At 64.5% G+C, this 23,786-nt stretch carries 19 protein-coding genes; 5 read left to right on the top strand and 14 right to left on the bottom strand.

The annotated features are described in order from the left end of the window. Positions 1-242: 242 nt before the first annotated feature. Positions 243-1,358, bottom strand: coding sequence for a hypothetical protein (locus tag KF691_15750; protein ID MBX3390903.1), 1,116 nt, complete (start codon positions 1,356-1,358; stop codon positions 243-245). A gap of 115 nt (positions 1,359-1,473) precedes the next feature. Here KF691_15750 and surE point away from each other — a divergent pair, with 115 nt between their 5' ends. Next, a complete protein-coding gene (gene surE, locus KF691_15755) occupies positions 1,474-2,307 on the top strand; it encodes a 5'/3'-nucleotidase SurE (protein MBX3390904.1) in 834 nt (277 codons plus the stop codon). A 279-nt stretch (positions 2,308-2,586) separates the two neighbouring features. On the opposite strand, the gene KF691_15760 is transcribed toward surE, so the two are convergent. The 6 genes from KF691_15760 to KF691_15785 all read right to left on the bottom strand — a co-directional run bounded on the left by KF691_15760 (position 2,587) and on the right by KF691_15785 (position 11,303). Further along, positions 2,587-3,555, bottom strand: a complete 969-nt coding sequence (locus KF691_15760; protein ID MBX3390905.1) for an HDOD domain-containing protein — start codon at positions 3,553-3,555, stop codon at positions 2,587-2,589. A 124-nt stretch (positions 3,556-3,679) separates the two neighbouring features. Then, a complete protein-coding gene (gene neuC / locus KF691_15765) occupies positions 3,680-4,870 on the bottom strand; it encodes a UDP-N-acetylglucosamine 2-epimerase (hydrolyzing) (protein ID MBX3390906.1) in 1,191 nt (396 codons plus the stop codon). 4 nt (positions 4,871-4,874) lie between these two features. After that, a complete protein-coding gene (locus tag KF691_15770; protein ID MBX3390907.1) occupies positions 4,875-5,927 on the bottom strand; it encodes an N-acetylneuraminate synthase family protein in 1,053 nt (350 codons plus the stop codon). Beyond that, positions 5,914-6,651, bottom strand: a complete 738-nt coding sequence (locus KF691_15775) for an acylneuraminate cytidylyltransferase family protein (GenBank protein MBX3390908.1) — start codon at positions 6,649-6,651, stop codon at positions 5,914-5,916. The genes KF691_15770 and KF691_15775 overlap by 14 nt, the downstream gene beginning before the upstream one ends. Next, the gene (locus KF691_15780; GenBank protein ID MBX3390909.1) at positions 6,648-10,304 is read right to left on the bottom strand and encodes a DUF115 domain-containing protein; all 3,657 of its coding nucleotides are present in this window, start codon (positions 10,302-10,304) and stop codon (positions 6,648-6,650) included. The genes KF691_15775 and KF691_15780 overlap by 4 nt, the downstream gene beginning before the upstream one ends. Before the next feature lie 87 nt (positions 10,305-10,391). After that, on the bottom strand, positions 10,392-11,303 hold the full coding sequence (locus tag KF691_15785; GenBank protein MBX3390910.1) for a hypothetical protein: 912 nt from the start codon (positions 11,301-11,303) through the stop codon (positions 10,392-10,394). Between the two features lie 386 nt (positions 11,304-11,689). Between KF691_15785 and KF691_15790 the strand changes: the two genes are divergently transcribed. Then, positions 11,690-12,019, top strand: a complete 330-nt coding sequence (locus tag KF691_15790; protein ID MBX3390911.1) for a flagellar biosynthesis anti-sigma factor FlgM — start codon at positions 11,690-11,692, stop codon at positions 12,017-12,019. A gap of 552 nt (positions 12,020-12,571) precedes the next feature. Here the strand turns inward: KF691_15790 and KF691_15795 are convergent. After that, the gene (locus tag KF691_15795) at positions 12,572-12,928 is read right to left on the bottom strand and encodes a carboxymuconolactone decarboxylase family protein (GenBank protein MBX3390912.1); all 357 of its coding nucleotides are present in this window, start codon (positions 12,926-12,928) and stop codon (positions 12,572-12,574) included. Between the two features lie 27 nt (positions 12,929-12,955). Beyond that, positions 12,956-13,525 carry a hypothetical protein gene (locus KF691_15800; protein MBX3390913.1) on the bottom strand — a complete coding sequence of 190 codons (570 nt, stop codon included), beginning with the start codon at positions 13,523-13,525 and terminating at the stop codon, positions 12,956-12,958. Between the two features lie 151 nt (positions 13,526-13,676). On the opposite strand from KF691_15800, the gene KF691_15805 reads away from it, so the two are divergent. Next, on the top strand, positions 13,677-13,895 hold the full coding sequence (locus KF691_15805; protein MBX3390914.1) for a DUF2892 domain-containing protein: 219 nt from the start codon (positions 13,677-13,679) through the stop codon (positions 13,893-13,895). On the opposite strand, the gene KF691_15810 is transcribed toward KF691_15805, so the two are convergent. The 3 genes from KF691_15810 to KF691_15820 all read right to left on the bottom strand — a co-directional run bounded on the left by KF691_15810 (position 13,896) and on the right by KF691_15820 (position 16,804). Continuing rightward, positions 13,896-14,066: a hypothetical protein gene (locus KF691_15810; GenBank protein ID MBX3390915.1), complete on the bottom strand. Its 171-nt coding sequence runs from the start codon at positions 14,064-14,066 to the stop codon at positions 13,896-13,898. It abuts the gene before it with no gap. Positions 14,067-14,769: 703 nt separating this feature from the next. Beyond that, entirely contained in the window at positions 14,770-15,741 is a 972-nt protein-coding gene (locus KF691_15815) for an ROK family protein (protein MBX3390916.1), read from the bottom strand. Between the two features lie 124 nt (positions 15,742-15,865). Beyond that, positions 15,866-16,804: a hypothetical protein gene (locus tag KF691_15820; GenBank protein MBX3390917.1), complete on the bottom strand. Its 939-nt coding sequence runs from the start codon at positions 16,802-16,804 to the stop codon at positions 15,866-15,868. Between the two features lie 85 nt (positions 16,805-16,889). Here KF691_15820 and KF691_15825 point away from each other — a divergent pair, with 85 nt between their 5' ends. After that, positions 16,890-18,044, top strand: coding sequence for a Nif3-like dinuclear metal center hexameric protein (locus tag KF691_15825; GenBank protein MBX3390918.1), 1,155 nt, complete (start codon positions 16,890-16,892; stop codon positions 18,042-18,044). A 3-nt stretch (positions 18,045-18,047) separates the two neighbouring features. On the opposite strand, the gene KF691_15830 is transcribed toward KF691_15825, so the two are convergent. After that, positions 18,048-18,554 (bottom strand): hypothetical protein, encoded by a 507-nt coding sequence (locus KF691_15830; GenBank protein MBX3390919.1) that lies wholly within the window; start codon positions 18,552-18,554, stop codon positions 18,048-18,050. A gap of 88 nt (positions 18,555-18,642) precedes the next feature. Continuing rightward, positions 18,643-19,176 (bottom strand): hypothetical protein, encoded by a 534-nt coding sequence (locus tag KF691_15835; GenBank protein MBX3390920.1) that lies wholly within the window; start codon positions 19,174-19,176, stop codon positions 18,643-18,645. A 204-nt stretch (positions 19,177-19,380) separates the two neighbouring features. On the opposite strand from KF691_15835, the gene KF691_15840 reads away from it, so the two are divergent. Further along, positions 19,381-23,733: a PQQ-binding-like beta-propeller repeat protein gene (locus KF691_15840; protein MBX3390921.1), complete on the top strand. Its 4,353-nt coding sequence runs from the start codon at positions 19,381-19,383 to the stop codon at positions 23,731-23,733. The last annotated feature ends 53 nt before the right edge of the window (positions 23,734-23,786 follow it).

The raw sequence follows: 23,786 nt of genomic DNA on the forward strand, positions 1-23,786 counted from the left end.
TGAAAGACAGAAAAAGGGAGAGACGGGAAGTACGGAAGTCGGATCGCTGATTTCGTTATTGGCTTTTTCGGCCTTTCCTCTTCGTGGTTCTCTGTGGTCCTCCGTGTTTTCCATTCCTCACTGCACCAGCGCACTCGCACCACCGGATCTGCTGCCTTTTCTCTTTCCCCTCTTTCTCTGCCTTTCCTCTCCGTGGTTCTCTGTGGTCCTCCGTGTTAAATCCCCGAAATATCGAACTCTGCTCACTTCCTCCGCAGCGCCGTGTAGTGCGTGAAGATCGATTCCTTCAGTTTCTGCGGAGTCATATCGGGGTCCGGAAAGTACACCTGCCAGTACTTGTGCATCACCTCATCATCGACCACATCGAACGCCAGCACCTCGAACCCCACTTTCTCCACGAGCGCGCGATCGAACGGGAACCGCCCATCCGCCATCGGCAGAAACGGTTTCTGCGGCGGGTTCTGCGCCGGCGCGATGTTGTACACGAGCATGATGCCACCCGGGTTGAGGCTGTCGTAGACCGCCCTCAGAAACGTCTCGTCATCCACGCCCAGCTTGATCAGCATCCGCTCGTCGGCTTGGCGCTCGGGGTGCACGTACCCGCGCTTCAGCGTGTTCTTGCTGATGAACAGGTCGTACCGGTCCCCCACCGACTTGGCGATCTCGGATTCACCCGGCCAATGTCCGTGATGGAGTCTGAGCAACCCCCACTTCTTACTTCCTGCAACCGGCTCGATCGCCCCCTGATCTCCCGGCCACGAATACAGCGCCGCGAACAGTGGCTCCACCTCAACCCCCTCCGCATCGGCCCCGAGCGAAGCGAGCATCCGCAAGTGCCCGACACTTCCATAGCCGAAATCCAGAATTCGCTTGCCTTCCCATGAGCCGCTGCCGAGATACTTCCCCGCCAGGTCGAGCGCCCGCGCGTAATTCAATGGCGTTCCGTACCCCGTGTAGTAATAGAACTTCTCATCGCATTCGCGCGGCTTGAACTTCGCCCGCTCCTCCTCAGCGAGCTTCTTCCACGCGTCCTCCGTGATCGCAAGCCCTCGTTCCCGATCTCGATAGATCGTCCGAGGCGCCACCGGCGGCAGGCTCGCCGCGGCACCCAGAAACTGCTCGCCCAACGGGGTCTCGCAAAGAGCCGCGCCCGCCGCCGCGTGCGATCTCATCTCCGAAGCAACCGAAACCGGCTCCGGCTTTTCCGGGGTTCTTTGAACAGGTGAATTCGGTGCGGCATATCCCGGCGTGTCCGCCGCGAAAACCGTGCGCGCCAGCCCGATCAGCCCCCACGTCCCCGCCGCGACCCCAACGATCGTCAGCAAGAGCGCCAGCCGTTCGTCCCATTTGCGTTTCATGGTGTGCTCCGACACCGCTCTACCGCTCTCCGCTCCGCGGGTTGCACGCCGGTCAAGGTGCGTCCTTTGCACGCGATTGCGCCCATCGCCCCCGCCCACACCTACGCTGGCCTTGATGAAGATTCTGCTCACCAACGACGACGGCATCCGCGCTCCGGGTATCACCCACCTCTTCGATGCGCTCACCGACCCCGAAAACCGCTTCGGCGGCCCCATCACCGCCCCCAACAGCGCCACCAGCTTCGAAGTCTTCACCATCGCCCCGCTCAGCGTGCAGTCGGCGACCGGCCACGGCGTGACGTTTCACCTCCCGATTATGGTCTCCGAGGTTCAGGTCAACCCGCGCATGAGCGGCATCGCCGTCGACGGCCGCCCCGCCGATTGCGTCAAGCTCGCGATCTCCAATCTCTGGGAAGAAAAGTTCGGCAAGGGCGCCCGCCCCGATCTCCTCATCAGCGGGCTCAACTCCGGCGCGAACTGCGGCATCAACGTCATCTACTCCGGCACGGTTGCCGCGGCAATCGAAGGAGCCTTCCTCGGCGTCCCCGCGATCGCCGTCAGCCTCCACATGGGCAAAGGCCTCACACGCTGGGATGTCGCGGCCAATCGCGCACGCAAAGCGATCGAGCTGGTCCTCGCCGGCGGCCTGCCCGATGCGCACGAGTGCATCTCGATCAACATCCCGATCACCGAATCCGGCGGCCCGATGCCCGAGATTCGCGTCTGCCCGATGAACACGCACGGACTTGAAGACAGCTACGAGAAGCGCCTCAGCCCCGCGAAAGAAGCCTACTACTGGTCCACCGGCAGCGGACTGGGCTTCCGCGGCTGCGACGAAGGAACCGACGTTGATTTCCTCAAGAAGGGCTACGTCACCGTCACGCCGCTCATGTACGACCTGACGCGCCGGGAACACCTAGGACGCTGGAAAGACAGGCTCGCGAAGTAGTTCGACCGCAGTTTTTTGTTCGGCTCCTCCAACGAAGGCGCAAGTGCTCCCTTCGCCCAGCTGAGCACATCTCCCGCACATGTCTTCGCCCGCAGGGCGAATTCCAACGTCATCCGAAATCGATGTCAACCACCGGAAGCCTCTTCCCACCCGCTTCCCAAAGCACCCTCACAAAAACAACGGCGGCCTCGTGTTCCCACAAAGCCGCCCGAAGGGAGAAAGAGAGAGTTCGTGTCGGCGGCGGGCTTCAACAGATCCCGTCCGCCGGAATGGATTGGTTCACGCCAGCATCGAATTCGCGTTCTTTACCTCGTCCGGGAAGATCTTGCGGATCGCATCGAGCTTCACCTGATCGAGCTTGATCTGCTCGCACACATCCGCGCCGATGTCGGTCACGAGCAGATCCTGGCGGAAGCCGCCCTCGAGCTGGCTCGCGAGATGGTCCGCGACGTACACGATCGAGGCGATCGTCCGCGCTTCGTTCGGCAGTTCGAGCGGCCGGTGATGGAATCCCGTCGCGTACACAAACGGCTTGGGGAAGCGCCACTTGTCGCAGAGCGCGATGCCGAAATCCTGGTGATTCGCGCCGAAGCATTCTTCCTCGGCTTTCAGCCAGTCGGTCATCGGCACGCCCTTGCTGTCGGCTCCCACCTTCTGCAGCACCTCGATCAATTTCGCCCGATCGAACTGCATCTCGACCATGATCCCGATGTCGTGCATCAGGCCGGCGAGGAACGCCTCATCGGCAAGGCCGAGCCGCAGCGAGTCCGCCAGCATCTTGCTGCCGACCGCCACCGCGTTGCAGTGCGACCACAGGTGCTTCGCCGAGAAGTTTGCCGTGAGTTCGCCGCCGCGAAAGAGCTTCGCGAGGCTGGCCGCGATCGCGATGTTCTTCACCGCATTCAGCCCCAGCATCACGATCGCGCGATTGATCGACGCGATCTGACCCGGCAGACCGTAAAACGACGAGTTGACAACCTTCAGAATCCGCGACGAAAGCGCCGGATCGGCCGAGATGATCTTGTTCAGGTCCTGCGCCGTGCTCTTCGGGCTCTCGACCAGCTCCACGATCTTCAGCGTGATCTCCGGGAGCGTCGCGATGTGGCTGATCTCGCGGATCGCCGCGGCAACAACCTGCTCACGCGTCGCCGGTGCGCCCGGCTTGGCGCCCGTGGGCGCGGCACCGGAAGCCTGTGCATTTGCAGCGGGAGCAACGGATGACGGTGTGCCGGCGGCCGGTTGTGACATAGCAGACTCCTCTGGATGGAGGAGCTATCGGCCGGGCCTTGGTGCCACTTTCGGGCATTTGCCGCGCGTATTCAAAGACCCTCACGAGCCACCAAATCGAAAGCGTTGGACGCTCGAAACCCGCTCAGAACGCGCAGCGTTTGCGGATCAGCGATGGATCAGCAAAGTCGATCCCGGCCAGAACTCCTGCAATTCTCGGACCGCTCTTCCCGTCACCGTACGGATGCAAGGGCTTCGGCGGCATCCGATGAGCATCTACCGCCTGCGCGATCGCAGCAGCCGACGGCTCCGAAACATGCACCACATTGCCCGGCGACTCCCGCCCCGATTGCCGCGGGCCCACATTCACCACGCGGCAGTTGATCGCCGCCGCCTCGATCAGCCCCGCCGATGAATTCCCGATCAGCATCCCATCGCGCGCCGCCAGACGCTTGAGCAGGCCGACGAACACCTCGCGGGGCAAGTGATCCAGAAAGTGCCACCCGTGCGCCGCGATCGCTTCCTTCAGCACCGGCAACACCGCGTCCCGCCCCGGATCAAAATTCGGCGCAAGCACGAGAACCCGTTTCTTCGTACCCGCCGCGAATTCCACGATCGCGCGCGTCCACGCCGCTTCTTCCGCGTCAGCTAAGCCGCACGGGTGATGAAGAATCACAATCTCCGGGTCGCCGACCGCCCGCGCTTCCTCGTCGCCCAGCGCCGCGATCTCACTCAGCCCATCCATCGCCGGCGAACCGACGTTGTGAACCGATGCCGGCGCTTCACCCATCCGGATCAGCCGATCGGCGCTCTGCTTCGACGCCGCGAAGTGGACATGCGCGAGCTTGCTAATCGCGTGCCGCATCGCTTCATCCGCGACCCCCTCGGCCCGATCGCCCCCGTGAATGTGCGCAAGCGCCACCCCGCCGACCGATGCCGCGCTCGCGGCGCCGAACGCTTCGATCCGGTCCCCGAGCACCAGCACGCAATCGACGTTCGCCTTGTAGAAAGTCCGGGCGAAGCGCGAGATGCCCCGCCCCAGCGCCTCGGCATCTTCGATGCGTGTATGCGCACCCGGCAGTTGCATCGGCACGACCGCCGCGACGCGGAACGCGCGCCTTACTTCTTCGTGCGTGTTCGCCGGCGCGAGCAAGTGACTCCCCGCGATCACAACCGCCGGTTCGAGCCCCGGCTCCCGGCCGATCGCCGCGATCACGGGCTTGAGCAGCCCGAACTCCGCGCGCGTGCCCGTCACGATGGCGATGCGCCGCTTCCCCGGCGTCTTGGGCGAAGGCGCGAGCAATTCGGAGTCGGACTTGGGCGGTTGAAAAGCCATGCTTTTACGACATCGGCGAGAGATCGTCCCACTGAAGAGGCATGTCGCGCTCCACTTCGCGCACCACTCTGTGCGACAGCACGCGCTCAAGGTCAAAGGGTGGTACGCCGGTCCCCGGGCGTTTGAACGTCAGATCGCCCCGGCCGATGAGGTGCCCCACCGAAAGCGGCCTCGCCGCGACGATCGACTGCCGCGAGACCCGGCGTACATCCTTCTCAATTTCGAGCACGCGCTTCATGGCTTCGACCTCGGGCGCCCGGCCCGGGCTTCGGGCCGCGGCAATATACCGCCGCAGCGACGCCCCATTCAGCGATGCACCGTGATCCGGCCCCTTCGCATGCGTGTCATACGTGAAATGCTTCTCCAGAATCGACGCCCCGAGCGACACCGCCAGCGCACCCGTTTCCTCGACCGATGTGTGATCGCTGTACCCGATCGGGCAATCGAGCGCCCGCTTCAGGAGCACGATCCCCCCAAGTTCCGCCTGCGCAAAAGGCGTCGGGTAACTGCTCACGCATTGCAGCACGGCGAGGCGCCCCCGCGCTGCGCGAAGCCACACGATCGCGCGGTGCACCTCTTCCATCGTGGAAGCGCCCGTGCTGAGAATCAGCGGCTTTCCTGTGGCGGCCAGTCGCTCGAGCAGCGGCTTGTGGATGATGTCCGGGCTCGCGGTCTTGTACGCATCCCACGCCAGCCGCTCCGCCTCGGCCACCAATTCGAGACTGAATACCGTCACGATCGCATGGATCCCGAGCTGGTGCGCGAGCGCGACCACCGGCGCGAGCTGGTCCACCGACAGTTCCAATCGGCGCAGCATCGCGAACGGGTCCGATTCTCCCGACGCCGCCTGATAGTTCGCAAGCACCGAAGCGCGGCTCATCAGGAGATCCGCGCGAAACAACTGAAACTTCACCGCGTCCGCCCCGGCTTCCGCGGCAGTCCTCGTCAACTCCAGCGCGCGATCCACCGAACCATCGTGATTCACGCCGATCTCGGCGATCACGTACGGCCGCGCTCCCCCCTTTGGATCAGCAATTTGTCGCTCACCGATCCGCATTTCGCTCCCTGAGAATCGCGTCCGCCACAAGCAGATCGGTCGGCGCATCGATGTCGATCACCGTACCTTCCGGATTGACCACGCCCCGCCGATCTTTCCCGAAAAACGCGTGCGGGCCCGCGGGCACGCCGGGCACTTCAAGAAAAAGCGCCCTCCTCGTCAGCGCGATGATCCCACCGTCCGGAACAAACGCGGGCGGCAAGTCCTGCCGCCGGAACACGCCGTGATTCAGCACCTCTCCCTCCCACGGCGACACCTTCCCCGCTTGATCAACCTTCGCGGTCCACCACGGATGATGCTTCCCCACCGGCGCGTACGACTGCACGCTGTCGCACTCGGTCGTGCGCAGCAGGTGAACCGCGCGATCGATCAGGTCCGGCGGCCGCACCGGCACATTCGCATAGAGAATCACGATCGGTGAACGCTCCGTCAGGTTCTCGTGCGTGCGCTCAAATTCCCGGATCGCGTGCCTCGCCGCATCATCGACCCGTGCCCCATCGCTCGCCAGTTCCGCCGGTCTCTTCATCGCGATCGTGTCCGCGTGCTCGGCAAGTTCGAGCATCACCGGATCATCGCTCGAAACGATGATGTGCGCGACGTGCTCCGACGCTTTCGCCGCCTCGATCGTCCATTGAACGCACGGCTTGCCCGCGATCGGCGCCGTGTTCTTGCCCGGTACGCCCTTGCTCCCCGCGCGACCCAGGATGACAGCAACCGCCTTCATGCCGCGGCATCCATCCCGCAGATTCCGCCGCCGACAACCGACCCATCCGCGCCGATCCGGATCACCGATTCTTCAAGCCGCTTCGCCGCAATCGCCGGAATCGGGAGCGGCTCGATCCGCTGTCCCTCGATCGGCGCATCGAGGGCATCAATCACCGCAGCGCCCGCCGCCATGATCCATCGGTCGTAAAAGCTCTCGATCTCCCCGTACACCTCGTCGCGCCTCGTGATCCGCGGCACAATCCACTGATCCACCAGTCCATCATCGAGTGTCTTCCGCGCCTCGAGAAGTTTCACGATGCGCTCGCGCACCTGATTGAACGAGTCGATCCCACGCACGCGCTTGTATGTCTCGGCTCGATCCGCGTGCAGGTCGATGCTGATGACGTCGGACGCGATCGCGATCAGTCGCGCAACATCATTCTCGTCAAGCAGTTCCGTTCGAACGTGAACCGCCGATGCGCCGAGTTCGCGCACCATCGTGGCCGCTTGTTCAAAGCGCGGATGCAGCAGCGGCTCGCCGCCGTCAAACGTCACCGCAAGGCCGCGCTCGCCAAGACGCAGCGGCACAAGCCGCGATCGCAGCAATTCCAGATCGAGCGGCTGCGAGATCGCGCCCCCCACTCGCTGCGCCGACAACTGAATGTGCACCGCATCCGGATTCGGCGCGACCGCTGTCGCCACTTCGCGCCCGATCTTTGCCACTTCTTCCGCGCTCGCTGAAATCCAGCGATCCCCGAGCCGCCGCGCGATCGACGCGAGCAAGTGAACCCGATCCGCGCGATCCGCAACAAAGCGCAGCTGCGCGTCGCGAACCGCGGGCTCGACCGTCACGCACGCGGGCTTGGCGATCTGATCCACCTGCGGCGCCGCCGGGAAATAGCCGAGAATCGTGCCGATCGAACCGAGCGCGCCGTTCGCGCGCAACTGCGCGGCGAACTCGAGCGCGAGCGCGCGCTCGAGGATGCACGCGCCGAGCCCCGGCGCCGCGGGCGAGAACACCATCCGCTGCGGGTCGGTCGCGCTCGCGAACCGCTCGATCAGCCGATCGATGTTCTCGGGATCCGCGAAACACCAGTCGGCGCCGAGCAGCAGCACACCATCCAGCGATGGAGTTTGCTCGATTGCTTGGCGCATCGCTCCCGGCGCGAATGCCTCGTCGAAGATCGTGATGTTGGCGATCCCGCCGCGCCAGCACGGCTGCGACCACGCGCGTGCCGCGCCGATCGCCCGCCGGCGCGCATCGCCCGCTTTGTCCGGCAGTGCCGCGATCTGCACGTCGAGCGCGCCGAACAAACCCGAAGAATTCCCCAGCAGCGCGCGCACACGATCCGGCTTGGAAGTGAGCAAGGTCACGCCCCGCAGCTTCTTCGAGCGCGCGAGCCGCGCGAGCGTCATCTGCAAAGCATTGTGCGAACCCGCGATCGACTTCGAGAGATCGCGCGCGATGCCGAGCGAAGAGAGCTCCGGATCGACCGGGATGAATGCATGAACGTTCTCGCGCGCGACACTCACCGTGATCGAGGCGACCGTGGCATCGAGACGCCGCGTATCCGCGCGATCCGTCGCCAGCGGACGCCCCGTCTTGATCGACGCGATCGCGCAATCGAACATCGCGCCGAGTTCATCCGATGCATCCGCAAGCCACGTCACGTTCTTCAGATCGCGCTCGGCCTGGCGGCGCTGGCGCTCGAGCGGCGCGAGATCTCCGTCGAGTTCGATCGCGCGATCCGCCTTGAAGCGGTTGAGAATCCCGGTCTGGTTCAGGTGCTGCACGAGCGGATAGCCGGGAACGATCGCCTGCACGTCCTTCGCGTGCGATTCGATGCGTGAAATCAGGCGGTTCACGCGCGCCTGATCCTGCTGGTGCTCGATGATTTCCCGCACGCACTTTGCCGTCGCGCGGCTGATCTCGCCGACGCGCCACACATCCGCGCGCACCTGGCGCAAGCGCCGGTAGAGCGCATCGCGCCGCCGCGGATTCTCCGGCGCGCGATCGCACTTTGGAAGCGCGATCGGCTCGGGAGATGCGTAGCGATCGATCGCCTGCTGCAGCGTGAGCGCGCTCGCGTGGCGCTTGGCAACGCCGCCCTCGGTTGCATCCACCACACGCAATCCTCTCGCGACGTCTTCGCCGAAGTCGCGCTCGAATTGCACGAGGTAGGTGGTCATCTGCTCGTCGCTGTAGCAATCGCGGCCGAGATGGTCCTTCATCTTGTGGAGCATCGAGCGCTGACGCACGATGCGCTGCCACTCGAGCATCTCGAGCGTGTTGAACTCGTTCAGTTCACCGGACCAGACTTGATGGATCGCGGCGCCGGCCGCGTAGTACTGTCCATCGGTGAACCCCAAGTCCTGTCCAACGAACACGACAGGGTCGCACCCAAGGTGGCGCGCAAGGTAGTACGCAAGATGTGCGACGGTGGCGCCGGGCTTGAGCTCGCCGCGCGGACGCGCGAGAAGCTGTTTCGCTCCTTCGTCGGCGCCCTCGGCGAGGATGTTGTCGAGGATGCGCTCGCCGGGGCAACGGATGAAACCGGGGAATGCTTCGAAGATCGCGGGGCTTGCCTTGGGTTCGACGACGAGCGTGACGCCCTCGACTTCTTCGCGCGTCAATCCTTCATAGAAGCGCCGGCTGATCGCGTCGTGATCGAGCGCGGTGACGAAGTCGGGCTTGATGCCCTTTGCGAGCAGAGTCTTCAGCACCGTTTGCACCGCGATGATGACGAAGCGGTTTCGAACTTCGGGTTTGCGCAGGAGATCGATGTTGCGGCGGAGACTCGGGCCGGCGGAGACGACGATCGCGGGTTTGCCTCGCGCGACATCGGCGAGTTCGGCGATTCCCGGCGCGCTGGCGTACGCCTCGATGTTGCCGAGCAGATTTCGCATCGTCTTGTCGACCTGCACGAGCGTCGTGACGATCGAGGTGCGGGTGGCGCGGAGCGCGCCGGAGAGCGTGGTGCTGAAGCGCTCGGCGAGATCGCCGAGGCGCTGCTTGCTGGCGGGGTGATCGAGGAAGCGGGTGCCGAGCATGAAGATGCCTTCGGCGCCGGTGATCGACGCGGTGATTTCGCCCTGATCATCCGCATCGGTCACGACCACACAGTTGCGGAGACTCAGCCACTCGCTGTGATCGACATGCTCGAGCACGGCGCGGAGGAGAGAGACATCGGGCTCGAAGACGAGCAGGACGCCCATCTTCCCGTACTTTCGCGCGAGCGCTTCGGCGTGGTAGCCGAGACCGAAACCGAGAATCGCGACGGCGCCGGAAGCGACCGGATCGACATCGGCGGTGAGCGCTGCGGCTTCTTCGCGCGGCCGGCGCAGGCTCGCGAGTTGGCGGGTGCCCGCGCTTTCTGAAATCGTGGCGCTGATCGCGCCTTCCTGAGTCGTGAAGAACGCGATGTCGGTGCGTGGGGATGCCGCGGCGATCTTGCGGATGGTGCGGACGGCCTGCGCGGGCATGGCGCGCAGGTTGTTGTCGAGGTTGATCTGTTTCTGCTCGGCGCTGAGCGCGAGGCGCGTGCAACCGGGCGGGAGCGCGGGCTGTGTGGGAACCGGCGCGGCGGGGGCGAACCCGGCGATCTGCAGGAGATCCTGCAGGCCGATGCCTCCGGTCAGAGATTCGATGCTGGGCGCCTGGGTTTCGGGCATGCTTGGTTCCAATGGCACAACACCGCCGGCGAGGCGGGGCGATGGACATTCATCGGAATGCCGCGGGCGATTGCGTGAAGGGGAGCATCAGGGGACGCGCACCACGAAACTGGGGCGCATGGCCTCGACCGGTTTGCCCTGGGCGTCGATCGCCTTGTCTTTGACGCCGCGGCCGTTGACCAAGGCGTAGGGGAACTTTTTCTGGAGTTCGCGCACGCCGCTGCCGGCGCCGGGCTTAAGGCTGAAACCGGAGTCGAGATCGTCCTGGCTGAAGAGGCCGACGGTCACGGTGCTTCCGGTCTGATCGTGGTAGTAGTAGGCTTCGGCGCCGTCTTTTCGCAGCGTTCGAACGGCATCTTCCGCGGCTTTGCGAAACTCGCTCAATTCGGCGGGCGTGGCGCGCCCGCTCGGGTTGGTGTAGATGTTGACTTGCAGCGTGTACTCGGCGTCTTTGCCGTGCTTGGCTTTGACGTTGCGCAGGTCCCACTCGGGCATGCTGCCCTTGAGATTCTGAGGCGGGGGCGGCAGCATGTGGGCGGCCATGTAGGGACGCTGGCCGTCGATCTGGATTTCTTTGACGCGCTTGAGCATCGCCTGGGCGTCGGAAGACGCGGGCGAGTCGTACTTGCCGACGACGACGAGCGTGCTGTCGCCTCGGGTTTCGAGGAATGCTTCGGGAACCCCGGTGGCGCGAACGGAGCGGAGCACGGCGTTGACCGCGGGATCGCGCTCGCTTCCTTTGAGGTGGAGGAGCTTGATGGTCCACTTGGAGGCGAGTTCGGAAGATTCGCTCGGAGCGTCGGATGCCTGGAGGGTCGCGCCTTCGGGGAAGAGCTCCTGGGATTGGGCTTTGAGTGCCAGATCGGCCTTGGGGGCGCTCTGGCAACCGAGCGGCCCGAGCAGGAAAAAAACGAAGGCCAAACAGAAGCGCAAAGCGTGCGAGACGGGCGGCCGATTGCCCGCCCCGAATCGCCGAAATTCGTATTGTGTTTGGATCATGGTCGGAGTGTACCACATTTCTTGGCGTGATTTTGGCTTCCGGAGCCTAGCAGGAAGGCCGGGAAAGATTTTCTGCGGCCGCAGGCGAGATGAACGCCTGTTAACCTGAGGGGCTTTCTGGACTTATCGGCGACTGGGCCGAAGTTTTAACTTTGAAGAACTCTTTATCAAGTCGTCGATGAAAGGCGCACACTCGTCTCGGATCCGATCGCGGATCGAAGGGAGACCCGAACAGAGTCGAGTGTCGTTGACGCCGGGAGTCAGCGAAGGGCAGGACGTCGAGAAGCCCGCAGCGAGCGGGCGATCCGGTGGGAGACCGGAAGTGGCTCGGCGAACCTTGGTGGAGGTTGTGCCTTTCGCGACGACGGGTGGTAAGGAGTTTTCCCTTGAACGGAGAATCACGCATCGGTGGGATCTCAGAAGGTGTGTCGGGAGTGAATTCGGTGGGTCGGCTCGCGGGTGTGAGCGAGCCTCGGGCACGCGATATCCAGGTGCAGGGCCAGGTATCGCGCGGCGAAGACAAGGTCGAACTGTCCACGGAGGCGCAGGTGCTGGCACCCTGGCTGGAAAAACTGAAGCAGATCCCCGCGGTGCGTCAGGACCTCGTGGATCAGATCCGTACGCAGATCGCGAACGGTTCGTACGACACGCCGGAAAAGCTGAATGCGGCGCTCGACGGCATGATCGACGAGACGCAGAGCGGGCAGATCTGCTGAGCATGACATACGGGCCGCGGCTTCGATCGGCGAACCCGAGCGAGGTCCGGCCTTTACGGAAGTGGCATTGAGAGAGAACGAAACCCGGAGCAGCGATGCTCCGGGTTTTGTGTTTTTGGGCGGAACAAAAGGGGTGGCAACGCCGCGGGTGAATTCGGGTCCGGCGAAGGTTTGGAAGCGAAATGCGATCGGCCGGCACATGCGGCACGGCGGCAAGACGCTACCAAATTGTGATTGCGGTGTCAACAGCACGAGCTGGTTCTATTGCAATGCCGAATCCACAAAGTTGTGGAATCGGGATCGAAGACCTCTTTGATTCTGTCAAACGTGGCTTTGATGCCCGCAGCGGATGCCGCGTTGTCTTGCAATCTTCACAAAGAAGGCGGCGCGGGCGGGTGCTGAATCGATCCCGGTATTCAAGTCGGACGAGCGGTTCACTCGAATTCTGGGGCACGACGCCTGTGGCGGCGCTTCGCTCCCAAGATGCGATTCTCTGAAGCTACCGGTCTGGAGACCGGTGCCACCAAATTCAAATTCGCCGCTACCGGGAATTCACGCCGCGGCGGAAGCGTTCTGCCAATACTCGACGGCGCGGGCGACGAGAGGGGCGTAGGTGTAGGCGGGGCCGCCCTGCATCATGACGGCGACGCCGGCAACTTCCATGATCTGCTCGGGTGTTGCACCGGCCTTGAAGCACTTTTCGACGTGGGCGTAGATGCAGGGTTCGCAGCGGAGCGCGATGCCGATGCCGAGGGCGATGAGTTCTTTTTCCTTCACGGCGAGCGCGCCTGGCTTCATCAGCGACTGGAAGAAGGGGCCGAAGGACTTGCCGATGTCGGGCGCTGCGGCCTTCATCGCGTGCATCTCGGCGGGCCAGGATTCATAGAACTTGGCGGGGTTATTGAGCATGGGGTGAATTCCTTTCTTGAATGACGTTCAAATCTTGCACGCGGCGGGCGCGGTCTTTGTCTGATTCCATGGAAACGATGCGAGCAAGTTGGCCATAGCGCAGTTGCCGGAGACGCCGGCGTAGATCATGCCGCAGGCGATGAAGCCGGAGAGAATGAGGGCCCAGGGGGTGACGAACGCGCCGAGGAGCGTGCCGCTCAGCACGAGCAAGCCCATAAGAACCTGGGTCTGCTGCATCGGGGTGAGCGAGAACGAAGGGCTTTCGACGACGGGGAGGCCCGCGGCTTTCCAGGCCTGGATGCCGCCACGCATGTGGGCGAAAGTGCCTTTGGCGCCGGCGAGGGCGCGGTCAAGAGCTTTGCGCGAGCGCGTGCCGCCGTGGCAGTGGAGGATGGTGAGTTTGTCTGCGTTTGCGGGGATTTTGTCGGGATCGAATGCGCTGAGGGGCATCGACTCGGAGCCTTGAACAAAGAGACGTGCGCGTTCTTGTGGCTCGCGGACGTCGATCAGTTGCGCTTGTCCGTCGGCGATGAGTCTGCGCACCGAAACGGGGTCGAATTCGACGTGTGTCGGCTGTGCGAAACGAGCGGTTTTCATTGGGAACCTCCGGACGGGGCCTTCCCCGTCCACCCCTTGGAGGCGGCGAGTGCGATTGAGGTTCCCGGTATTCTGTTTTCGGGAACCTTGCGGAGATTTGGGGCCTCAAAGGGTGCGGCGGTCCGAACGGACCGGAAAAGGAGGTTCGATCATGATCGCAATCAATATGGGAAAGACCGATCGCACGGTGCGGTTGGTTCTCGGCGCGGCGGCGATCGCAATCGGGATCGGCATGCACGGAGCGCTGCACGGGCAATGGCTCGGCGTGTTGGTCGCGGCGATCGGCGTCGTGTTTGTGCTGACGAGCGCGGTGGGATTCTGCCCGGCGTATGTGCCGATCGGGCTTTCGACGTGCAAGCGCGCGGAGTGATCAGGCTTCGGATTTGATGGAGCGGAGAATGCGGTCGCGGATCGCTTTGGGCCATTCTCCGGCGGCGAGGCGCGCGCAGGTGTCTTGGGCGAGGTCGAGTTCGGCGAAGACGGCGCGGCAGCGCTCGCACACCACCTTCTGATGAATCGGAAAGTGGCGCCCCTTGTCCATGGCGTCGAGCTTGGCGCGGAGGAGGTCTTCGCAGGACCTGCATTTCGTATGTCGGCGCGGGGGCGGACTTTTTGGGGATTGCTTTTCGCGCGAGGATCGCCTTGCGGAGGAGCAGGCGCGCGCGGTGGACGCGGGTCTTGACGGTTTCGGGCTTGATGTTGAGCGCCGCGCCGACTTCTTCGATCGGGAGTTCGAGCATTTCTTTCAGGATCAGCGGGACGCGGAAATTTTCGGGGAGTGAGACGATTGCTTCGTGCACGGCGCGCTCTGATTCGCGCTCGATCGCCTTGGCGACGGGCGACTGTTTGGAGACGCCGAGTTCGGCGACGGAGTTGTCGGTCCAGGGCATGAGCTGCGAGACAACGGGCATGCGGCGGTCGATGCCGCCTTTGCGCCGGGTGCGGGCTTTGCACGAGTGCGCGGCGATCGAGTAGAGCCACGTGCCGGGATCGGACTCGCCTCGGAAGGCGTGCCACTTGCGATAGGCCTGAAGAAAGACGTCCTGCACCATGTCTTCGGCGTCGGCGGGATTGCCGCAGAGCCGGGAGGCGAGCGCAAAGAGCTTGGGGCCGTGGCGATCGACCAAATGGGGGATCGCGACTGATGCGGGTGTACCCGGTTTCAATCGAGCGGGCGTGTTCGATCGGCGCACCGGGGCGGCAGTCGGCATCGGAGGACTGTAGCGTTCGGGCAACGTGCGCTGCTATTTCTCGTGGCGCTGCATCGCGATCATCGCGGCGCCCATGAGACCGGCGCGGTCTTCGAGCGTGCTCGCGACGACTTTCACCTGTTTGCAGCGATCGGGGAAGGCGAACCTGCGGGTGTGCTGCTCGACGAGATTGACCCAGGGATTTCCCATCGCTTCCGTGAGGCCGCCCCCGAGCACGATGCGATCGAGCGAGAGGAGAGTCGTCACCCCGGCGAGCGTGATGCCGAGCAATTCCGCGGCGGAATCGAGCACTTCGACCGTGAGTTCGTCCTTGTCTTCGTATGCCTTGGCGACGAGCTTGGACTTGATCTTGTCGAGATCGCCCTCGGCGAGATCGACGAGCTTGCTCTTGCGGTTGGCCTTGATGAGCTTGACGAGGCGATTGACGACGGCGGTGCGCGAGCAGTTGTGTTCGAGCGAGCGCTCACCGGGCGGATTGAAGGGGAGCGAGATCATGTGGCCGATCTCGCCGGCGGTGAAGAAGGGGCCGTAGTAGAGCTCGCCGTTGAAAATGAGTCCGCCGCCGATGCCGGTGCCGAGCCAGACGCCGAGGAGGTTCTTGGAGTTTTTGCCGGCGCCGAGTTTGTTCTCTCCCCAGACGGCGGCGTTGACATCGTTGTCGAGATAGGTCTTGACGCCGGTGCGCTTCTGGAGGATCTGCGCGGCGGGCGCGTTGGACCAACGGAGATTGTCGGCGGCGAGAACGACGCCTTCGGAAGGATCGACGGCGCCGGGCGCGGCGAGGCCGATAGCTTCGAGATCGGTGAGCTTGACCTTGGCTTCGGAGCAGGCTTCGACCACGCCTTCGACGATGCGGCTCATGACGCCGTCGATGCCGTCTTCGGCCTTGGTCTTCTTCTTGGCCTGCGAGAGCAGCTTCAGATCGGAAGAGACGACGCCGACCTGCATGTTTGTGCCGCCGAGGTCGATCCCGATGTAGTAGCCGGATTTTCCGTTTTTCGCCATGGCTAGCTCAAGGAGGGCAATTGAGTGTATCGGCGGGGGTGAGGACGGAATGAAGGACGACGGAACAAATGGCGGAATCGGCCGTGTTCTGAGCGAGCTCGGGCACGGCGGGCGCGCTCGATCGTCAAATGAGCGACGCGGTCAATACGGCGGATTCGGCGGAAAGCTGTCTGCGGAGGGATTCGGTCAGGCTCGGCGCATCTTTGGAATCCGCCAGCGCGAAGAGCGTGCTGCCGCTGCCGGTGACGTGAACGGGAGTGTGCACTTGTGAAGCGCGGGCGTGAAGATCGCGCAAGGCGGGAGCGACTTCGAAGGCGGGTGCGGCGAGATCATTGAAGAGTGCGCGCGAGTCGAGCGATTGGCCGGAGTCGAAGATGGAGCGGATTTCGGTTTCGCGGAAGCGGAACGCGTGCATCTCGCGAAGTTGCCGGTCGAAGGCGCGGTAAACCGCGGGGGTCGGGCACGGCAGGCGCGGGCAGATGAGGACGACGGAGGACGAGAAAGCGGATCGGCGCTCGATGCGTTCGCCAAAGCCTTGAACGAGCGCCGGCCGCGCGGCTTCTCGGGGCGGGCGCTCGAGATCGAGAAAAAACGGGACATCGGATCCGAGCCGAGCGCCGAGCGCGGGGAGCGCTGTGGGGTCGATTTCGAAAAGCGATGCGAGGCCGAGGAGCATGGCGGCGGCGTTGGAAGAGCCGCCGCCCATGCCGCCACCGACGGGGATGCGCTTTGTGAGCACGACTTCGACGGGGAGCGGACGACCGATGTGGGCTTCGAGGAGCGCGTGAGCGCGGAAAGCGAGGTCTTTTTCGATGGGCCAGTCGATCGGGCTGGGAGCCGGAGCGTCGGGCGCCCAGCGGATCGAAAAGCGCGAGGGGCCGGCGGGGAGCGGTGTCAGCGCGAGTTCATCGGCGAGGGTGATGCAAGTGAAGATGGAACTGATGCGATGCCAGCCGGCGCGGAGGTTGGGTTTGCCATCGGGGAGCGCGTCTTGCTCGGGCGGCGCGACGGCGAGCGCGAGATTGAGCTTGGCGAGCGCGGGAATGACGAGCGTTTTGGACACGGGAGATGCTAAGTCCGGCGTCGGGCGAACGACTCGTAGTATGTACTCCTCGGGGTTTGATCGAGATCCAAAGACAAGGAGCGCTATGCGGGTTCAAGATGCGGTCAAGGCGATGGAGCGGATCGCGCCGCTGGAATACGCCGAGGCGTGGGACCGCGTGGGGTTGCACGTCGGGCGCGGCGAGGCGTCGCTGCGGGGAGGAATTCTTCTCACGATCGATCTGACCGAGCGCGTGATGTACGAGGCGGAGGAAGCGGGTGTCGGCCTGATCATCGCGTATCACCCGCCAATCTGGGAGGCGCTCGCGCGCGTGACCGATACCTCGGCGAAGCAGCGCGTGATTCTGCGGGCGATCGAGCGGGGGATCGCGATCTATTCGCCTCACACGGCGCTGGATGCGGTGGAGGGCGGGATGACGGATTGGCTGTGCGAAGGATTGTCGGGTGGGGGGTTGTCGGGCGGGAGCGAAGGGAAGATTCTGGGCGACTGCCGCGCTTTGAAGTCGCACGCGCGGATCGAAGAGACGCAGCAGGTGAAGATCGTGACGTTTGTTCCGTCGGCGGAGGTGGACAGGATCCGCTCGGCGCTGGCGACCGCCGGGGCCGGGCTCATCGGCGACTACTCGGTGTGTTCGTTTTCGCTCGAGGGAAACGGGACGTTTTTGGGCGGCGCGGGCGCGGCACCGGCGGCCGGAAAAGCCGGGAGTCTCGAGAGCGTCCGCGAGGTACGGCTCGAGATGGTGTGCTCGAAGGCGGCGCTGGCGCTCGCGATCCAGACGCTCGAACAGTTTCATCCGTATGAGGAGCCGGCGCTCGATGTTTATGAACTGATGCCCAAGCCGGCGCGGCGCGTGGGGGCCGGGCGACGGCTCGTGCTGGATCGCCCGATTCCGATTTCGGAGCTGGCGGCGAGGCTGAAGAAGCACATCGCCCGCGAAAATGTTCGGGTTGCGTGTGCCGACATCAACAAGCCGGTGAGCGTAATCGGTGTTTGCCCGGGAGCGGGTGCGGAACTGGTTGCGGCGGCGACGAAGGACGGGTGCGAAGTCTTTGTGACGGGGGAAATGAAACACCACGAGGTGATGAGCGCGCTCGACGCGGGCGTCGGGCTCATTCTCGGAGAGCACACGAGCACGGAGCGCGGGTATCTGGCGCGGCTGGCGGCGCGGCTGGAGAAGGCACTGCCCGGCGTGCGAGTGTCGTGTGCGATGAACGATGTCGATCCCGTGCGCGTGCTTTGAGAATTACCCGCCGGTGGCGGGCTGATCGGGAACCGCGCTCGACACAGGCTGCGAGGGCGCGTGGAGGCTGACCTGGCCGGTACCGGAGAACGAGGCGGTCGGGCGGAGCAGGTGGTAGTCGTAGAGGATCTCGTTGAGCTTGCCGGGCGGAAGATAGACGAGCGAGCCCGAGATGTCGTATCGAACCGGCACGTCCGTCGTCGGCCAGCGATCGGCCGGGAGCGCGACCGGGAAGTGGAGTTCCTGCACCCCCCACTTGCGCAGCGTGCTCTCCGGGGAGCGTTGGCCGTTGAAAACTTCCTTGCCGTCCAGTCGCACGACGTACGTTGCGTCGCGGAGCGGCAGTTGTTCATCGGAAAGATTCTCGGCTTTGACGACGACCATCATGCGTCGGCCGGAGGGCTCGTGTTCATCCTGGCGCACGTCCACGATCGAGAGCTTGGGAGTCGCGACGCCGCTGCAGCCGAGGAGCGGGAGAAGGGCGATCAATGCGAGCGCGGGCTTGAACATGCCCCGAGTCTAGTGAATGAATCGGGTTCTTGCGATCGGTCGCGAGCCAGGAACGGTGGGATTCTGCCGCGGCAGATCATCCCCGCGTTCAGCGCACCGCTTCGGGGTGCATGACGACCCACTCGCTCGTGTGCGTCGATTTGTCGAGCGAGAGAACCTCGTTGGTGAGAGAAGAGAGTTGCGCGTTGTAGCTGGCCCAGTGGAAGCAGAGCGCGGCGAGAATCGAGAAGCAGAGCCAGGCGCCGACTTCGGAGCAGCGGTGATGGCGGATACGCCACAGGATGAACACGCCGATGGCGACAGTACCGGCCTTCCAGACGCAGATCGAACAGATGCCACCGTAGCGCATGAGCAACCGGGCGATCGGGTTTTCTTCCTGCATTCCGATCGAGGTGGCGTGGATAAGGGTCATCGAGAGATCCGCCAGGCTCATGGCGAGGATCGCAAGAAGAATGCACGCGAAGCGGGAATCCCGCCACGAGAGCGGTCGGTGGCGGTAAGACGTCGGAACCTGGGAAATCGATGCCGCTCCCACGGTCGCTGGCGTGACCGCGGAGCGCGAGGACGGGTCATGTGCGTCGCCGGGAAACTGGATTTCACCGGCGACCTGAATCCGAGCCATCGGTCGTGCGGAATCGACCGTTGATAACGCTTACTGAAGCGCTATCTGATGACTGACCCGTAGACTTCACAAACCGTGGAACAGACTGGACCGAACATGGTGTCTGGGAGGACTGGCGTTCCGTTGCTTTCGGAGTGTGGGACGCCGGACCGAACGGTTTTGGGACCATTGCCCGCCGGTGAACGTTTGACCCGGAGTCCATCCATGTGGGGGCGATTCGAAGTCGAGGTGAAGCGAAGCGTGAGAGCCTGGCTCTTCGCGTTTGTGCTTCTCGTCGGCGTCAGCGCCCCGGTCGTGGCCCAGGTGGCACCCGTCTATCCGGATGATTCGGTCCAGGCGCGCGAGACACTTTCCCGCGTGGACGATCTGCTCGGCACCGGGAATCTCGCCGAGTCGTCACGCGTCATCCAGGCGCTGCTGGATGGAGAGGGCGACAAGGTTCTCGAATCGAAGGATGACGGGGACGTCTTTTTCAGCGTGCGCGAACACATACACAAGCTGCTGCTCTCGAGGCCCGCCCTTTTGGAGCGGTATCGCGCGACCGAAGGCCCGCGCGCGGACAAGCTGTTGGAGGAGGGCAAGTTTGCCGAGGTCGAGAGGGCGCGGCTGCTGACTGCCGCGGGATTCGAAGCGGCTCTTCGGGTGGCGCAAACGAATTTCGAAGCCGCGCAATTTGAGGCGGCTCGGCTGACGCTCGAGCAACTCGAGCACCACCCGGATCGGTCGGGCAAGGGCGGGCGGGATGCCGCGGCCCTTGCCGCGAAGGTGTCGCGCTATCTGCCGCGCGAAGACGTCAGGCATTGGGCGGATCGGTGGCTTCGCGAGGCGGGGGCGGGAGGCGGAGTCGGTGACCCGATCGACCTTCCGGCCGGGCTGGACACCGAGTTCGCCAGCCCGCGCGTGGGGGGCAAAGCCCCCGAGTGGGATTCGCTGCCCGAAGCCGCGCTCGTCTCGAGTGTGCTGGCACGGCGCGCGTCGCGCGACGGCGAAGAGGACGAAGATGATGTTCAGGTCTTCGAAATAGCGCGGCAGTCGGCATCGCGGGCGTGGATGATGCCCGTGGTTGTGGACGATCTCGTCATCGTCAACAACGGCGCCGAGATCAGCGGGCTCGACCGCTTCACGCTGAGCCCGGTGTGGTCGATCCGGCCCGCGCCGTCGGCCCGATCCGATTTTCGGAGGGATTCATCGCGCCAGGGTCCGCCTCTTTCGAGGCTCGAGGAGAGCGCGTGGGTGATCGTGAGCGGGCCGGTCGGTGTCGCTTCGATGGGCTACGTGACCGAGACCGGACGCGAAGGCGATCGACGCCTGATCGCGTTCGACATTCGAACCGGAAGAGTTCTGTGGTCGGTCGACCCCGCGACGCTGGATCGCAGGCTCGAAGGCTGCTCGGTCCGCGGCGAACCGGTCGTGAGCGAGGGCGTGCTGATCGTTCCGATGCGCCGGAATTCGTCGGTGCGGCGCGTCTCGGGCGCCGTGCTGGCGGGGCTTGACATTTGGACGGGAAAGCTTCGGTGGGTGAGGCCTCTGTGCAGCGTGGGCGTCATGCCGTTCAATCGTGCGCCGCGTGCCGCGGAGCGATGCGTTGCGGCGGACGGGATTGTGTATCGCGCCGACGGACTGGGAATCGTGGCGGCGGTCGAGGCTGCGAGCGGCCGGGTCGTGTGGGTGCGTCGAATGAATCCGCCCGGCGATCTGCGGACGTTTTCGGTGCTCTCGCTGCAGGCGAGCAACCAGCCTTGGGCGGGCTCGGAGCCGGTGCTTGACGGGACCTCTTTGATCACGCTCACCCCGGATGCCTCCGCCATCGTGAGGCTTTCTGCTGTGGACGGAACCATGCTCGGACGCCGCAACGCCGACGACCTTGGCGACGCGACCACGCTGCCTTCGTACCTGATGCGCGTCAAGGATCGGCTCATCGTGGTGACGGCGGATCGAGTGATTTCGTTGCCGCTTTCCGGTTTCGAAAAGTCGAATCCTGTGGTGAGCCCGTCGTTCCGCGAGCCGGCCATGGTCGGGCGCATGGCGGCGCTCTCGGGTGGACAGCTCTTGGTCCCGCTCGAAGATCGGCTGCTCGTCTTCGACGCGGCGGACCTCAAGCAAGCGGCCTCGCATCCGATCACGAAGACCGGGAACATCATCGCGCTCGGCGACGGGTTGCTGGTCGCGGATTCCGGCGAGCTGCACGCCTTTTTGAAGTGGGAAACCGCCGAGGCGATCCTGAGCAAGAGGCTGGCGGCGACTCCCGACGATCCGTCGCCAGCGCTGTCGATGATGAATCTCGCGTTCCGCGCACAGAAATACCCGAGCATCGTTCCGGCGGTGGATCGTGTGCTCGAGATCCGCGATCGGTTGCCGGATTCGACGGCGGCGCAGGCGGCGCGGCGCAGGCTGATCGATTCGCTCAGGAATATGTTTGCCGCGGGCAAGCAGAGATGGGACCCGGCGGCCGATCAGCGTGCGAGCGGCGGACCGATTGCGGCACCCTCGGTTCAAGTGCTCAGCGAGCTGGCGCTGCGGTTTGCGCGCGGAGCGGAATCGCCGGCGGAACTCGCGGAGTACGAGCTGACGCTCGGCTGGCTCGGCGAAGCGAAGGGTGCTCCGGCATCAAGCCTTGAGGCGTACACGAGAATCCTCTCGGATGATTCACTCGGCGGATCGACGGTCGCCGGAGAGTTCGGTGTGCCGGTGCGTGCATCGGAGATGGCGACCGATCGCCTGCTGGCGCTGGTGAAGCGCCAGGGGCCGGATATCTATGCGGCGTTCGCTGCGCAGGCCGCGCGCGAACTCGAGGAATTAGGGGAGCAGGCGAGCCCGGCGGAGCTTGTTGCGCTCGCGAGGCGGTATCCCGCGGCGCCTGCGGCTGCGAGCGCGTGGTCGAGACTCGCCGAGGCATATACAAAGAACAACCGACGTCCTGCCGCGGCACGCGCTCTCGCGCTGGCGATGCGAGCGCTTGAGTATTCGCAGAGTTCACGCGCCCCGGAGTTGGCGGCAGAGGGCCGGCATGTCGCGACCCGGCTTGTAGAGACTCTCGCAGCGCTCGACCGGGCGTCGGAGGCGGTTCGCGTGGCGAACGAGGCGTCGAGAATCTTCAGCGGCGGGCCGATCGCGGTGCCGTCGGTCGCGAGCGATCGGCTGTTGAGTGGCAACCGACGGGCGCGGTTTGGCGACCGAGTCCAACCCGACGTTCAGTCGCTCGTCGGATGGCTGGTTGCGGAGCCCAAGATCACCGAAGGCCCCGGCCGACCGACCGATCGCGTGGTGATGACCTCGCCGGGGCGCAAGCAGGTCGGGCTCTTTGTGACTTCGCTGACAGACGGCCGGCTCGAGCCGCGCTGGGTTCGAAACTACGAGCAGAGGCAGCCGCGGGTGATCCGGATCGATCAGTCGGCGACGTATCTCTACTGGCCGGCGGAATCGCGCCCCGATCGGGCCGGAGGCGTGATCGAACGAATCCGCAACGATGGAACCAGCGCGTGGCTTTCGCGCGAGGTTGCCGGCATGCTCGACGAGATCGAGCTTCGCCTTCCGGACGACGCGGCGCCGTTTGTAACGCCGCTGGATGGTTCGGTCAGCCCGGGCGACCTGCTTGTCGCGATGGATGCGGGCACGCTCATCCTGATTGAACGAGTCGGCCGGATCGTGAGCATCGATCTCGAAAGCGGAAAGCCGTTGTGGTCGACGCGAATTCCTTCGATCCAAGTGTATGACGGGGCGATCTCGGCTGGAACATTGATCGTCGGCGGGGCGAGCACCGAACGCCCGGATGCGAGAGTCGGGGTGGGCGCCGGGCCGATCTCGTTGCCCGCCATGACGATGTTCGCGCTGGATGCACGAAAGGGCGGAACGCCGAAGGACCTGAGACCGATTCTGAGCAAACTCGTCCCGGATTCGAAGGTTTCGAATCGCTCGCCCGGTGATCGCCAGCAGGTGCGCTGGCTCCGCAGCCTGGGCGGGGGCCGGGTGCTGGTGGGGATGTACGACCGGGTGGTCGCGATCGATGCTCCGGCCGAACGTGTGCTCTGGAGCTACGAGAAGCCCTCGGTCGGCCGATCGCTCGAGTGCTGGATTGTCGGCGATCGGGCGTTCGTTCTGAACGACGACCACGCCATCGTCGGGCTCACGCTCGGAGACGGAAGCTCGCCGGTGGGCGAACTGGACAGCAAGGAAAGAATTCAGACCGATTCAGCTGTTGGTGTCGTGGCGTTGCCCGACGGCAGCGTCGCCTTTGCTTCCTCACGCGGCGTCGCGGTCTTTGAGCGCGACGGCAAACTCATCGGCATGGACAGCGGAGTGATGGCGGGCGAAGCGACGGCGCAGTTGTTTGCCCTGGGCGCGGACAAGGTGGCGATGATCCCGGACGAGGAACCGGATCGGACGCTCGATCTGCGGATCCTCGCGTTACCGAGCGGGAAGCTGGTGTCTTCCAAGCCCGTGGCTCTTTCGCGACCGCCCTCGGCACTGCACGCGGTGGATGGTCGGCTCATTCTGACGGCGGGCGGAATTTCGATGGTCTTGCCCGCGCCGGCGGAGCCGGACAATTTTCTGCCGTGACCGGCGCGCGTGCCGCGCGGACGGGTTGCGAGTAGCCGGCGATACGATTGGGT

Source organism: Phycisphaeraceae bacterium (genome assembly GCA_019636555.1).
Lineage (GTDB): Bacteria > Planctomycetota > Phycisphaerae > Phycisphaerales > UBA1924 > JAFEBO01.

What these genes read in the sequence shown, in the direction of transcription:
- KF691_15750 (MBX3390903.1), bottom strand. Translation starts at nt 1,358, where the DNA reads ATGAAACGCAAATGGGACGAACGGCTGGCGCTCTTGCTGACGATCGTT.
- surE (MBX3390904.1), top strand. Translation starts at nt 1,474, where the DNA reads ATGAAGATTCTGCTCACCAACGACGACGGCATCCGCGCTCCGGGTATC.
- KF691_15760 (MBX3390905.1), bottom strand. Translation starts at nt 3,555, where the DNA reads ATGTCACAACCGGCCGCCGGCACACCGTCATCCGTTGCTCCCGCTGCA.
- neuC (MBX3390906.1), bottom strand. Translation starts at nt 4,870, where the DNA reads ATGGCTTTTCAACCGCCCAAGTCCGACTCCGAATTGCTCGCGCCTTCG.
- KF691_15770 (MBX3390907.1), bottom strand. Translation starts at nt 5,927, where the DNA reads ATGCGGATCGGTGAGCGACAAATTGCTGATCCAAAGGGGGGAGCGCGG.
- KF691_15775 (MBX3390908.1), bottom strand. Translation starts at nt 6,651, where the DNA reads ATGAAGGCGGTTGCTGTCATCCTGGGTCGCGCGGGGAGCAAGGGCGTA.
- KF691_15780 (MBX3390909.1), bottom strand. Translation starts at nt 10,304, where the DNA reads ATGCCCGAAACCCAGGCGCCCAGCATCGAATCTCTGACCGGAGGCATC.
- KF691_15785 (MBX3390910.1), bottom strand. Translation starts at nt 11,303, where the DNA reads ATGATCCAAACACAATACGAATTTCGGCGATTCGGGGCGGGCAATCGG.
- KF691_15795 (MBX3390912.1), bottom strand. Translation starts at nt 12,928, where the DNA reads ATGCTCAATAACCCCGCCAAGTTCTATGAATCCTGGCCCGCCGAGATG.
- KF691_15800 (MBX3390913.1), bottom strand. Translation starts at nt 13,525, where the DNA reads ATGAAAACCGCTCGTTTCGCACAGCCGACACACGTCGAATTCGACCCC.
- KF691_15805 (MBX3390914.1), top strand. Translation starts at nt 13,677, where the DNA reads ATGATCGCAATCAATATGGGAAAGACCGATCGCACGGTGCGGTTGGTT.
- KF691_15810 (MBX3390915.1), bottom strand. Translation starts at nt 14,066, where the DNA reads ATGGACAAGGGGCGCCACTTTCCGATTCATCAGAAGGTGGTGTGCGAG.
- KF691_15815 (MBX3390916.1), bottom strand. Translation starts at nt 15,741, where the DNA reads ATGGCGAAAAACGGAAAATCCGGCTACTACATCGGGATCGACCTCGGC.
- KF691_15825 (MBX3390918.1), top strand. Translation starts at nt 16,890, where the DNA reads ATGCGGGTTCAAGATGCGGTCAAGGCGATGGAGCGGATCGCGCCGCTG.
- KF691_15830 (MBX3390919.1), bottom strand. Translation starts at nt 18,554, where the DNA reads ATGTTCAAGCCCGCGCTCGCATTGATCGCCCTTCTCCCGCTCCTCGGC.
- KF691_15835 (MBX3390920.1), bottom strand. Translation starts at nt 19,176, where the DNA reads ATGGCTCGGATTCAGGTCGCCGGTGAAATCCAGTTTCCCGGCGACGCA.
- KF691_15840 (MBX3390921.1), top strand. Translation starts at nt 19,381, where the DNA reads ATGTGGGGGCGATTCGAAGTCGAGGTGAAGCGAAGCGTGAGAGCCTGG.